At 71.9% G+C, this 13,525-nt stretch carries 7 protein-coding genes; 6 read left to right on the top strand and 1 reads right to left on the bottom strand.

The annotated features are described in order from the left end of the window. The first annotated feature begins 32 nt into the window (after positions 1–32). From ACFYYH_RS26960 to ACFYYH_RS26940, 5 genes are all read left to right on the top strand, one after another. The gene (locus ACFYYH_RS26960; RefSeq protein ID WP_388556008.1) at positions 33–1,715 is read left to right on the top strand and encodes a glycoside hydrolase family 13 protein; all 1,683 of its coding nucleotides are present in this window, start codon (positions 33–35) and stop codon (positions 1,713–1,715) included. Between the two features lie 202 nt (positions 1,716–1,917). Then, positions 1,918–3,627: a carbohydrate-binding module family 20 domain-containing protein gene (locus tag ACFYYH_RS26955; RefSeq protein WP_388556005.1), complete on the top strand. Its 1,710-nt coding sequence runs from the start codon at positions 1,918–1,920 to the stop codon at positions 3,625–3,627. Between the two features lie 272 nt (positions 3,628–3,899). Further along, the gene (pulA, locus tag ACFYYH_RS26950; protein WP_388556003.1) at positions 3,900–9,299 is read left to right on the top strand and encodes a pullulanase-type alpha-1,6-glucosidase; all 5,400 of its coding nucleotides are present in this window, start codon (positions 3,900–3,902) and stop codon (positions 9,297–9,299) included. 107 nt (positions 9,300–9,406) lie between these two features. Beyond that, the gene (locus tag ACFYYH_RS26945; protein ID WP_388556001.1) at positions 9,407–11,539 is read left to right on the top strand and encodes an ATP-binding protein; all 2,133 of its coding nucleotides are present in this window, start codon (positions 9,407–9,409) and stop codon (positions 11,537–11,539) included. Between the two features lie 39 nt (positions 11,540–11,578). Beyond that, positions 11,579–12,250 (top strand): DUF4230 domain-containing protein, encoded by a 672-nt coding sequence (locus tag ACFYYH_RS26940; protein WP_388555999.1) that lies wholly within the window; start codon positions 11,579–11,581, stop codon positions 12,248–12,250. On the opposite strand, the gene ACFYYH_RS26935 is transcribed toward ACFYYH_RS26940, so the two are convergent. Next, positions 12,241–12,936 (bottom strand): TetR/AcrR family transcriptional regulator, encoded by a 696-nt coding sequence (locus ACFYYH_RS26935; protein WP_388555996.1) that lies wholly within the window; start codon positions 12,934–12,936, stop codon positions 12,241–12,243. The two genes, ACFYYH_RS26940 and ACFYYH_RS26935, sit on opposite strands and share 10 nt — an antisense overlap. A gap of 52 nt (positions 12,937–12,988) precedes the next feature. On the opposite strand from ACFYYH_RS26935, the gene ACFYYH_RS26930 reads away from it, so the two are divergent. Next, positions 12,989–13,300 carry a hypothetical protein gene (locus ACFYYH_RS26930; RefSeq protein ID WP_388555993.1) on the top strand — a complete coding sequence of 104 codons (312 nt, stop codon included), beginning with the start codon at positions 12,989–12,991 and terminating at the stop codon, positions 13,298–13,300. Positions 13,301–13,525 lie beyond the last annotated feature (225 nt).

Raw genomic sequence — 13,525 nt, 5'->3', positions numbered from 1 at the left:
CGCTCCCTTCCCCCAGACACTCCAGGGATGACATGACCCAGCACCTCGCTGCCCCTCTGACCGGCACGTCCGACGACGCCCCGGGCCACCGCCACGGCTGGTGGCAGGACGCGGTGATCTACCAGGTCTACCCACGCAGCTTCGCCGACGGCAACGGCGACGGAATGGGCGATCTCGACGGGGTACGCCGCCGGCTGCCGTATCTCAGGGAGCTGGGCGTCGACGCCGTCTGGCTCAGCCCCTTCTACGCGTCCCCGCAGGCCGACGCGGGCTACGACGTCTCCGACTACCGCGCCATCGACCCCATGTTCGGCACCCTGCTCGACGCGGACGCGCTGATCAGGGACGCCCATGAGCTGGACCTGCGGGTCATCGTCGACCTCGTGCCCAACCACTCCTCGGCGGAGCACGACTGGTTCAGGCGGGCACTGCGGGAGGGGCCGGGCTCCGCGCTGCGGGAGCGCTACCACTTCCGTCCCGGCAAGGGCGCCCACGGCGAACTCCCGCCCAACGACTGGGAGTCCATCTTCGGCGGCCCCGCCTGGACCAGGACGACCGACCCCGACGGCACCCCCGGCGAGTGGTATCTGCATCTCTTCGCCCCGGAGCAGCCCGACTTCAACTGGGACCATCCGGCCGTCGCCGACGAGTTCCGCTCGATCCTGCGCTTCTGGCTGGACATGGGGGTCGACGGCTTCCGGGTGGATGTCGCCCACGGCCTGGTGAAGGCGGACGGACTGCCGGACATCGGCGGGGCGGGACAGCTCAGGCTGCTCGGCAGCAGCGACGGCGGCATGCCCTTCTTCGACCAGGACGGGGTGCACGAGATCTACCGGCAGTGGCGCAGGATCCTCGACGAGTACCCGGGCGACCGGATCGCCGTCGCGGAGGCCTGGACCCCCACGGTGGAACGCACCGCGAACTACGTACGCCCCGACGAGCTGCACCAGGCGTTCAACTTCCAGTATCTGAGCACCTCGTGGGACGGGCCCGCGCTGCGCGAGGTCATCGATGTGTCGCTGGCGGCGATGCGGCCGGTGGGCGCGCCCACCACCTGGGTGCTGTCCAACCACGATGTGACCCGGCACGCCACCCGGTTCGCGGGCCCGCCAGGAGCCGGTACGCAGACCCGGGAGCCCGGCGACCGTACGCTCGGACTGCGGCGGGCCCGCGCGGCCAGTCTGCTGATGCTGGCGCTGCCCGGCTCCGCGTACATCTACCAGGGCGAGGAACTCGGGCTGCCCGATGTCACCGATCTGCCCGACGAGGCGCGGCAGGATCCCTCGTACTTCCGCGCGGACGGGCAGGACGGCTTCCGCGACGGATGCCGGGTGCCGATCCCCTGGACCCGGGAGGGCAGTTCGTACGGTTTCGGCACCGGCGGGAGCTGGCTGCCGCAGCCGGAGGGCTGGGGCCCGCTGAGCATCGAGGCCCAGACCGGCGACCCCGGCTCCACGCTGGAGCTGTACCGGGCGGCGCTGACGGTCCGCAAGGAGCACCCGGGCCTGGGCGGCGGCGCGTCGGTGGAGTGGCTGGACGCCCCCGAGGGCGTCCTGGTCTTCGCCCGCCCCGGCTTCCTCTGCACGGTCAACACCACGGACACGGCCGTACGGATCCCGGTCCGCGGCACCCTGCTGCTGTCCAGCGGCCCCGTCACGGTGGACGGTCCCGAGGCCGAGCTGCCCCCGGACACGACGGCGTGGTGGGCGGTGTGAGCCACCTCCCGCCGTGGGGCACGGCCGGGCCGGAGGGCGCCGCCGCCGGGCGGCGCTCCCCGGCCGCCGGGCCGGGCCCCGCGGCGGGCGCCCGGGACCGGCCCGGGTCCCCCGCTCCACGCGCGCGTACCGGCAAGAGCTCCACCCGCACCCATCGGTAAGGGCACCACCCGCACCTCCCCCCACCAGTGCAGGAGGAACCATGGCTCGCAGATCCCTGGCCGCCGCGCTCGCCCTCGTGGCCGGCGCCGCCGCCGCCCTCGTGACCCCGGCCGGGACCGCCCAGGCGGCCCCGCCGGGCTCCAAGGACGTCACCGCCGTCCTGTTCGAGTGGAAATTCGACTCCATAGCCAGGGCGTGCACGGACACCCTCGGCCCGGCCGGCTACGGCTATGTACAGGTCTCACCGCCCCAGGAGCACATCCAGGGCGGCCAGTGGTGGACTTCGTACCAGCCCGTCAGCTACAGGATCGCCGGGCGGCTGGGCGACCGCGCCGCCTTCTCGAACATGGTGAACACCTGCCACGCGGCGGGCGTCAAGGTCGTCGCCGACACCGTCATCAACCACATGGCGGCCGGTGACGGCACCGGCACCGGCGGCTCCTCGTACACCAAGTACCACTACCCCGGCATCTACTCGGGCGCCGACATGGACGACTGCCGGTCGCAGATCGGCGGCAACTACGGCGACCGGGGCAACGTCCAGAACTGCGAACTCGTCGGCCTCGCCGATCTCGACACCGGCGAGGAGTATGTGCGCGGCCGGATCGCCGCGTATCTGAACGACCTGCTCTCGCTCGGTGTCGACGGCTTCCGGATCGACGCCGCCAAGCACATGCCCGCCGCCGATCTCGCCAACATCAGGAGCAGGCTGAGCAATCCGGGCGTCTACTGGAAGCAGGAGGCCATTTACGGCGCGGGCGAGGCCGTCTCGCCGAGTGAGTACCTCGGCAACGGTGACGTCCAGGAGTTCCGGTACGCGCGCGGCCTCAAGCAGGTCTTCACCAACGAGAACCTCGCCTATCTGAAGAACTACGGCGAGGGCTGGGGCTATATGGAGTCCGGCCGGTCGGCGGTCTTCGTGGACAACCACGACACCGAGCGCGGCGGCGACACCCTCAGCTACAAGGACGGCGCCAACTACACGCTGGCCAATGTGTTCATGCTGGCCTGGCCGTACGGCTCGCCCGATGTGCACTCCGGGTACGAGTTCAGCAACCATGACGCGGGTCCGCCCAACGGCGGTACCGTCAACGCCTGTTACAGCGACGGCTGGAAGTGCCAGCACGCCTGGCGCGAGATCTCGTCCATGGTCGGCTTCCGCAACACCACGCGCGGCCTGGCCGTCACCGACTGGTGGGACAACGGCGGCGACCAGATCGCGTTCGGCCGGGGTTCGGCGGGCTATGTCGCCATCAACCACGAGGGCTCCTCGCTGACCCGGACGTTCCAGACCTCGCTGCCGGGCGGGGCCTACTGCGATGTGCAGAGCGGGCGGACGGTCACGGTGAACGGCTCGGGGCAGTTCACGGCGACGCTCGGCTCGAACACGGCGGTCGCGCTGCACACCGGCGCCCGCACCTGTCCCAGCGGCGGGGGCGGCAACCCCGGGCCCGGTGCGACGGGCGCGTCCTTCGGCGTCAACGCGACGACCCAGCCCGGCCAGAACATCCAGGTCACCGGCGACCAGGCGGCGCTGGGCAACTGGAACACCGGCAGCGCGCCCACGCTCGACCCGGCGGCCTATCCGGTGTGGAAGCTCGATGTGGCGCTGCCGGCCGGGACGACCTTCCAGTACAAGTACATCCGCAAGGACGCGGGCGGCGCGGTCACCTGGGAGAGCGGCGCCAACCGCACGGCGACGGTGCCCCCGTCCGGCCGGGTCACACTGAACGACACCTGGCGCAACTGAGCCCGGCTCAGCGGTGGCTCGGGCCCTGAACGCGTTGGGGCCGTTGGCTCGCCGGACGGGCCGCCGTACTCCCTCCTGAGTCGCCGGACGGGCTCACCGCGGCCCGTCCGGCGACCGGGGCATGCCCGTTCCCCCCGCCCTCGGGGACGCGCGACCCGGGATCCGCGTCCATGTCCGCACCCGCACCCGCGCCGCGCCCCGCCGCATCCGCCTCCGTCTTCGCACCCGCCCCTGCCCCCGCCCCCGCACCCGTACCTCCGAGGAGATCCCGAGTGACACGTCCGCCCCTGCGAAGAACGGTGCCCGCCGTTCTCGCCGCCGCCCTCTGCGCGGCGCTGGTGCCCGCCCTGCCGGCCGCTTCGGCCGGGCCGCCCGCCCCGCCGTCGGACGCCCGGCTCGCCGCCGAGCCCGTACGCCACGATCTGACCCGTGAGCAGTTCTACTTCGTCCTGCCCGACCGCTTCGCCAACGGCGACCGGGCCAACGACCGCGGCGGGCTGACCGGTTCGCGGCTGGAGACCGGGTACGACCCCGCCGACAAGGGCTTCTACCAGGGCGGCGACCTCAAGGGCCTGACCGGGAAGCTCGACTACATCAAGGGGCTCGGCACCACCGCGATCTGGCTCGCGCCGATCTTCAGGAACAAGCCGGTGCAGGGAGAGGGCGAGGACGCCTCGGCCGGCTACCACGGCTACTGGATCACCGACTTCACCCAGGTCGACCCGCACTTCGGCACCAACGCCGAACTGGCGAAGCTGATCGACAAGGCCCATGACAAGGGCATGAAGGTCTTCTTCGACGTCATCACCAACCACACCGCCGACACCGTCGACTACGCCGAGAAGGCCTATGGCTACCGGCCCAAGGGCGCCTATCCCTATCTCGACAAGGACGGCCGTCCCTTCGACGACCGCGCCGGGACGGGCGCGAGCGCCGACGCCGACTCCTTCCCGTACACGCCCGTCGTACGCGCCGGGGAGAAGAAGGTCCCCGGCTGGCTCAACGACCCCGCCATGTACCACAACCGGGGCGACTCCACCTTCGCGGGCGAGAGCAGCGAGTACGGCGACTTCTCCGGGCTGGACGATCTGTGGACCGAGCGTCCCGAGGTCGTCGACGGCATGGAGAAGATCTACGAGAAGTGGGTCCGCGACTTCGACATCGACGGCTTCCGCGTCGACACCGTCAAACACGTCGACCTGGACTTCTGGACCCAGTGGGCGACCGCGCTCGACGCCTACGCCGCCGAGCGCGGCCGGGACGACTTCTTCATGTTCGGCGAGGTCTACTCGGCGGACACCGCGATCACCTCGCCCTATGTGACCCGGGGCCGGCTCGACGCGACGCTCGACTTCCCCTTCCAGGACGCGGCGCGCGCCTACGCCTCGCGGGGCGCGCCCGCCGGCCGGCTCGCCACGGTCTTCGCCGACGACTACCGGTACACCACGGACAAGGCCAACGCCTATGAGCAGGTGACCTTCCTCGGCAACCACGACATGGGCCGGATCGGCACCTTCCTGCGGCAGGACAACCCGGGGGCCGGCGAGAGCGAGCTGCTCGGCCGGGCCCGGCTCGCCAACGAGCTGATGTTCCTGTCCCGGGGCAACCCGGTCGTCTACTACGGCGACGAACAGGGCTTCACGGGCGCGGGCGGCGACAAGGACGCCCGGCAGACGCTCTTCGCCTCGCGGACCGCCGACTATCTGGACGACGACCAGTTGGGCACGGACCGTACGCACGCCTCCGACGCGTACGATCCCGCGCACCCGCTGTACCGGTCGATCGCCGCGCTCTCGAAGCTCACCCGGGAGCATCCGGCGCTGCGCGACGGAGTGCAGACGGAGCGGTACGCGAAGGACTCCGTGTACGCCTTCTCGCGCACCGCCTCGCCCGCCGACTCCCGCACCGGCACCGACTCCCGCACCGGCACCGACTCCCGCACCGGTTCCGGCACGGACACCCGGGCACGCGCCGAGTACCTCGTCGCCGTGAACAACGCCACCGCCGGCCGGACCGTGGAGATCCCCACCGGAGCGGCCGCGGGCACCGGCTTCCGTACGCTGTACGGCGGTTCGGGCACGGTACGTGCCGGAGCGGACGGGACCCTCACGGTGACCGTGCCCGCGCTCTCCTCGCTGGTGCTGAGGGCGGCCGAGCCTCCTGCCGCGCCCGCCACCCGGCCCGTGATCACCCTGAAGGCCCCGGCGCCCGGCGCCACCGGCACCGTCGAGCTGTCCGCCGAGGTCGGCGGCGGCGGCCTCAACCGGGTCGTCTTCGCCGCGCAGACCGGCAACGGGACCTGGCGGACACTCGGCACCGCCGACCACGCCCCGTACAAGGTCACGCAGTACATCGACCCCGGCACGGCCGCCGGCACCCCCCTGCGCTACAAGGCCGTCGTCGTCGACAGCGCGGGCCGCACCGCGAGCGCGACCGCCGCGTCGACCGCCGGACGGACACCCCCGCCCGCCCCGCCCACCGCCGTGGACCGTGACTACGCGGTCGTCCACTACAAGCGCCCAGCGGGCGACTACGACGGCTGGCAGCTCGTCTCCGACGGTACGACGGCCCCGTTCACCGGACGGGACGCGTACGGCGCCTTCGCCTGGGTCAAGGTCCCCGAGGGCGCGTCGAGCGTCCCGTACACCGTGGAGAAGCCCGGCGCCCCGGCCGAAGGACCGCGGCGCACCGTCGATCTCGCCCGCACCGGCGAGGTGTGGATCGCCCAGGGCGAGGACGGCCAGTCGGACACCCCGCCCGACGGCGCCCGCCCGCCGCAGGACAGGACCAAGGCCGTCCTCCACTACCAGCGCGCGGACGGCGCGTACGACGGCTGGGGGCTGCACACCTGGACCGGCGCCGCGACGCCCACCGACTGGTCCAGGCCGCTCCAGCCGGTGCGGCGGGACGCGTACGGCGTGACCTTCGAGGTCCCGCTCGCCGAGGGCGCCACCTCGCTCAGCTACATCCTCCACAAGGGCGACGAGAAGGACCTCCCGTCCGACCAGTCGCTCGACCTGGCGACCTACGGCCACGAGGTGTGGCTGCTTGCCGGGCAGCCCGCCTACCTCCTGCCGCAGACCGGCGCGGGCCCGGATCTCGATCTCGCCAGGTCCGAGGCGCAGTGGATCGACGCGGACACCGTCGTCTGGGACGTGAGGGCGACCGCCGCCACCAGCCAGCAGCTCGTGTACGCGCGCGACGGCGGCATCACGGTCGAGGACGGCGCGCTGTCCGACGAGGGACAGTGGCTCCGGCTGACCCCGTCGGCCCTGACCGACGCCCAGAAGGCCGCCTTCCCGCATCTGAAGGACCTGCCGGCCTTCACCGTGGACAGCCGTGACCGGGACAGGGCCGGGGAGTCGCTGTCCGGGCAGCTCATCGCCACCCAGCGGGCCGCGAACGGCGCGCTGCTCGCGGCGACCGGCGTGCAGATCCAGGGCATCCTCGACGATCTGTACGGCGCCCGCGCGACCGGCGCCGCCCTCGGCCCGGTGTTCCGGCACGGCAGACCGACCCTCTCCGTCTGGGCCCCGACCGCCCAGCGGGTCGCTCTCGAACTCGACGGCCGTACCGTCCCGATGAGGCGCGACCCCGCCTCCGGTGTCTGGTCGGTCACCGGGCAGAAGAGCTGGACGGGCAAGCCGTACCGCTATGCCGTACGGGTCTGGGCGCCGAGCGTCCAGCGGGTCGTCACCAACAAGGTCACCGACCCGTACTCGACCGCGCTCACCACCGACTCCGCCCGCAGTCTGGTCGTCGATCTGGCCGATCCCGGGCTGGCGCCCCGGGGATGGTCCACGCTGCGCAAGCCCGCGGCCGTCCCGCTGCGCGACGCGCAGATCCAGGAGCTGCACATCCGTGACTTCTCGGTCGCGGACCGCACCTCGAAGCACCCGGGCCGCTATCTCGCCTTCACGGACAGCGGCTCCGACGGGATGCGGCATCTGCGCGCGCTCGCCGCGTCCGGCACGTCGTACGTCCATCTCCTGCCGGCCTTCGACATCGGCACCGTCCCGGAGCGCGCCTCCGGACAGACCACGCCCGCCTGCGATCTGAAGGTGTACGCGCCCGACTCGGCCGAACAGCAGGCCTGTGTGACGGCCGCCGCCGCGAAGGACGCGTACAACTGGGGATACGACCCGCTGCACTACACCGTGCCCGAGGGCTCGTACGCCTCCGATCCGGAGGGGACCCGCCGCACGGTCGAGTTCCGGCGGATGGTCCAGTCGCTGAACGGCGCCGGACTGCGCACGGTGATGGACGTCGTCTACAACCACACCGTGGCGAGCGGCCAGGACGACAAGTCCGTCCTCGACAGGATCGTGCCCGGCTACTACCAGCGGCTGCTGGCGGACGGCACCGTCGCCACCTCCACCTGCTGCGCCAACACCGCCCCCGAGAACGCCATGATGGGCAAGCTGGTCGTCGACTCGGTCGTCACCTGGGCCAGGGAGTACAAGGTCGACGGCTTCCGCTTCGACCTGATGGGCCACCATCCGAAGGCCAATGTCCTCGCCGCGCGGAAGGCGCTGGACGCGCTGACCGTGGCGAAGGACGGTGTCGACGGCAGGAAGATCGTCCTCTACGGCGAGGGCTGGAACTTCGGCGAGGTCGCCGACGACGCCCGTTTCGTCCAGGCCACCCAGCGCCATATGGCCGGGACCGGGATCGCGACCTTCTCCGACCGGGCCCGGGACGCGGTGCGCGGCGGAGGTCCCTTCGACGAGGACCCCGGGGTCCAGGGCTTCGCCTCCGGGCTCCACACCGATCCCAACTCCTCGCCCGCCAACGGCACCCCGGCCGAGCAGCGGGCCCGGCTGCTGCACTACCAGGACCTGATCAAGGTGGGGCTGACCGGCAATCTGGCCGGATACTCCTTCACCGACACCTCGGGACGCACGGTCACGGGCGAGCAGGTCGACTACAACGGCGCGCCGGCCGGTTACGCGCGGGCCCCCGGCGACGCGCTCGCCTACGCCGACGCGCACGACAACGAGTCGCTGTACGACGCCCTCGCCTTCAAACTGCCCGCCGCGACCTCACCCGCGGACCGTTCCCGCGCACAGGTGCTGGCCCTGGCCACCGCCGTGCTCTCGCAGGGCCCGTCCCTGTCGCAGGCCGGTACGGATCTGCTGCGGTCCAAGTCCCTCGACCGCAACTCCTACGACAGCGGGGACTGGTTCAACGCGATCCACTGGGACTGCCGGGACGGCAACGGCTTCGGGCGCGGGCTGCCGCCGGCGGCCGACAACGAGACCAAGTGGCCCTACGCCCGGCCGCTGCTGACCAGTCCGGCGCTCACCCCGGGCTGCGCGGAGATCGACGGCGCCTCCGCCGCCTACCGGGACCTGCTGCGCATCCGCACCACCGAGCCGGCCTTCGGTCTCAGCTCCACGGAGGCGGTCCAGTCCGCGCTGTCGTTCCCGCTCTCCGGGCCCGACGAGACACCGGGGACGATCACCATGCGCCTCGGTGATCTGGTGGTGGTCCTCAACGCGGCACCGGGTACCAGGACCCAGCGGGTGCCGGCTCTCGCCGGACGGCCGTACGCCCTGCACCCGGTCCAGGCCGCGGGAGCGGACCGTACGGTCAGGGAAGCGGCCTACGAGAGGAGCACGGGTACGTTCACCGTGCCGGGGCGGACCGCCGCGGTGTTCAGGACGGACTAGGGCGTGTTTCGGAACACGCCCTAGTGCATTGGCTCAGTGCGTCGGCGTCGGGTCGCCGAACCGACCGGAAAAGAGCAACTCTCGGTCGTTTCTGACTGTTTCCCACCATGGGTGTCGGCCATGCGGCCGAACTGGTCCAGACTGTCCCCGTGGTGGGGAACCTTCCCGGGGAGAAGACCAGTTTCGTCGGCCGCCGGACCGAACTGGTCCTGCTGGAACACGCGCTCCAAGAGGACCGGCTGATCACCCTGACCGGTATCGGCGGTGTGGGCAAGACCCGGCTGGCGCTCCGGGCCGCCCGGCAGGCGGGCCACGGCGGGGACGGGGCCCCGGACGGCCGGGGCCGCTTCCCGGACGGTGTGTGGTGGGCCGATCTCTCCCCGCTCCACGACGAGCGGATGCTGCTCACCACGGTCTCCGACGCCGTCGGGCTCGCCGACCACTCCCTGCGGATGCCCATCGAGGCGCTCTGCGAATGGCTCGGCGACCGGCGGATGCTGCTCGTACTCGACTCCTGCGAGCGGATGGCGCCCGCCTGCGCCCATCTCGTCGCCGAACTGCTCACCGCCGCCCCCGGCCTCACCGTCCTCACCACCAGCAGAGCGCCCCTCGGCGCCAAGGGCGAACGCCTCGTCGACGTGCCGCCCCTGCCGGTGGACGACGAGGACGACGAGATCCTCCAGCTCTTCCAGGACCGCGCCGCCGTCGCCGCGCCCCGGCTGCGGCTCGACGATCCCGGCACCCTCGCGTCCGCCGTCCGGATCTGCCGCAGGCTCGAAGGAATCCCGCTCGCCGTCGAACTCGCCTGCGCCCGGCTCCACGACAACTCCGTCGAGCGGATCGCCGAACTGCTCGAAGTCCGGCTCGACGCCCGGCTCGACATGCTCACCCACCAGGACGTGTGGCCCCAGCGCCACCGTGCCCTGCGGACCGCCATCGGCTGGAGCCACGAGCTGTGCGCCCCCCTCGAACGGCTCCTCTGGGCAAGGCTCTCCGTCTTCCGCGGCGACATGGACGAGTACGACATACGGGAGGTCTGCGCGGGCGGCCCGCTCACCACCGCCGGTGTCACCAGGGCCCTGGACGGTCTGGTCGCCCAGTCCGTGCTGCGACGGGACGGCGCCCGCTACCGGATGCTCGACACCATCCGGGAGTACGGCGCCATGTGGCTGGCCGAACTCGGCGAGGAGAAACAGCTCGCCGACCGGCACGCCGCCCACTTCGCCGCACTCGTACGGCAGGCCCACACGGGCTGGATCGGACCCGACCAGTCCGGCTGGTACCGGCGGATCTCCGACGCCCACGCCGATCTGTGCGCCACGCTCGACCATCTGCTCGTGCACGACCCGGCGACGGCCGTCGAGACGGCGGGCCGCATCGGCTTCTTCTGGAACTGCTGCCGCCATCTCCACGAGGCCCGGATCTATCTCGAACGCGCGCTCGACGCGTCTCCCGCCCCCGGGCCGCACCGCACCCGCGCCCTGACGGCCTTCGGGATCGCCCTCGTGCTCCAGGGCGACCACGAGGGCGCCTACCGGCTCGGCGAGCAGTGCACCCTCGCCGCCTGGCACGACCAGGACCCCGAGTCCGCGCTCTTCGCCGCCTATCTCCTCAGCCTGAGCTGTCTGATGCTGGGCCGCGCCCGCGCCGCCCACACGGTCGCCGACCGTGCCCTGCGCGCCCACCCCGGGGGCCCCTTCGACTCGCCGTCACAGCTCATGTGCCGGCTGGCCCTGGTCTTCTCGCTCACCGCGCTCGGCCGGCTCGACGAATCGCGCGCGCGGGCCGACGAACTGCGGCGGCTCTGCCAGGAGCACGGGGAGTGCTGGACCGGTGCCTACGCGGACTACCAGCTCGCGCTGGTGCATCTGCTCCAGGGCCGCCCGCACGAGGCGGAGGCACACGCCCGTTCGATGGTCAGGGGCAAGGAACAGCTCGGCGACAGCTTCGGGATCGCCCTCGGCCTCGATCTGCTGGCCGCCGCCGTGGCCGCGCAGGGCGACGGCGAACGGGCCGCGTACGCCTACGGCACGGGCCAGGCCTTCTGGCGCATGGTGGGCCACCCGCAGCGCGGCACCCCCGAACTCGGGCCGGTGCGCGCCGAGTGCGAACGGCAGGCGCGCGCGGCGGCCGGGAACCCCGCGTACGAGGAGGCGTTCCACCGCGGTCTGGTGGCCGACGGCGAGAGCGGTCTCGCCCGCGCCCTCCACGGCCGTCCGCCCCTGGAACCCGGGGCGTGAGCGCGGTGTGAACCGGCGCGCGTGGGACATCTGATAGCTATGACGTCCACCGACGTGAACGACGCGAAACCGCGCGCCCCCCGGCCCCCGCGCTGGACCAAGATCCCCCTCGCCCTCGTCGTCGTGGCCGCGCTGCTCTTCCTCGGCAGCCGGCTCGATCTGCTGCCCGGACTCGGCAACCTGTTCGGCGAGGAGACCCACGACCGTACGGGACCGACCCTGCTCGAATCGATTCAGGACCTCGACCGGTACGAGGCCGCTTCCGGCAACTTCCAGGTCGTCGTGGACCTGGAGAAGGACGCCAAGTATCTGCCGGACGCGATCCGCGGCACCCGGACCCTCTATGTGGGCGCCGGCACGGTCAGTTCGTACGTCGACTTCGGCGGACTCGGCGGCGACAGCGTCATGACCGACGAGAAGCGCACCTCCGCGACGATCCGGCTGCCGCACGCGCGCCTCGGGCAGCCCGCCCTGGACCCGGACCGTTCGTACGCCGTGTCCAAACAGCGCGGACTGCTCGACCGGCTCGGGGACCTCTTCTCCGACAACCCGGCCGACGAGCGCGCCGTGAACCAACTGGCGGCCCGGCACATCTCGGACGCGGCCAAGGAGAGCGAACTGACCGCCCGCGCCGAGAAGAACACCACCAGCATGCTCCAGGGCCTGCTGCGCTCCCTCGGCTTCACCGAGGTCACGGTGGTCTACGCCTGAACGCCCAGCCGGGTGAGCCGGCCGACGAGATCCCCGAAGGCGCCGTCGGCCGGCTCGTCCGCGACGACCCGGAGCAGCAGCGCCGCCATCTCGTCGTCCTGGGCGGCGCTGACGGCGATCAGCGCCGCGAAGTCCTGCACGAGCTGCACCTCCAGCTCACCCCGGGGGATACGGCGGCCCTCCAGCCATATCAGCGCCGTCGTCTCGGCCAGCGACACCCAGGACCGTACGACCAGCTCCAGCCGCGCGGGCGGGCGGCCCACCCCGAGATGGGCCGCGATCTGCTCATATGCGGCCTGCCGTACCTCGCCGACCATCGCGGTCGCGGTGGACGAACCGATGGCGGGACCGCCGCGCATCAGGGCGGAGAAGCCGGGGCCGTGCTCCTCGACGAAGTCGAAGTAACGCCCCATGACCCGCAGCAGCCGGGCCCCGAGCGGCCCTTCGCGCGGCTCCGCGAACCGGCCCGCCAGATCATCGGCGGCCCGCCGCAGCGCGGCCTCGTACAGGCTCCGCTTACCGGGGAAGTAGTGGTAGACGAGCGGCCGTGAGATACCGGCCGCCGCCGCGATCTCGTCGATCGAGACGTCCTCGGGGGAGCGGTGGCTGAACAGCTCCAGCGCCACGCCGATGAGCTGCTGCCTCCGCTCCTCGACGCCCATCCTGCGGCGCACTACGGTCGTCATATGAACAGCCTAACGGGCGGGCCATCCGGGAGGTCCGTTACGCTCGCCGTCCATGAGCGCATCTGACCAGGACGAGGTCGTGGACACACCGACACCGGAGCCCGAGCGCGAAGGCCTGACGCCCCATCAGGCCAGGCTCGTCGGAATCGCCCTGGCCTCACTGCTGCTCGCGGCACTCGCGGTCCTGCTCCTGGTACGGCTGGCCCAGCGGACGTCGGTGCTGGTGGTCGGGGTCTACGGACTGGCGATGGTCCTGTGCGGCATCGTGATCGAACTGAACCGCCACGGCCGCACCCGCCTGGGCGCCTGGCTCCTGGGCGTGGGCCTGATAGCAGCCCTGAGCGCGGACTGGCTGCTGCCGTAATTTTTTTGAGGGCTCGGTTCGCCTCCGGGGCGCCTCATGTCGGTGCCGACAGTCGACCGTGCTCGGCCGCTCGTTCCTCACGGCCTCCGCGCGCTCTCCTTTTCGGCACCGACGCGCCCCTTCGGCTCACACACCTTCTTTTTTGAGGGCTCGGTTCGCCTCCGGGCGCTTTGTGCCACTGTCGACGGTCGACCGTGCTCGGCCGCTCGTACCTCACGGCCTCCG

The organism is Streptomyces sp. NPDC002018 (genome assembly GCF_042890865.1).
In the GTDB taxonomy this organism is placed as follows: Bacteria; Actinomycetota; Actinomycetes; order Streptomycetales; family Streptomycetaceae; genus Streptomyces.
The sequence above is the reverse complement of the archived record's forward strand: the minus strand, read 5'-3'. Positions and strand labels throughout refer to the sequence as shown.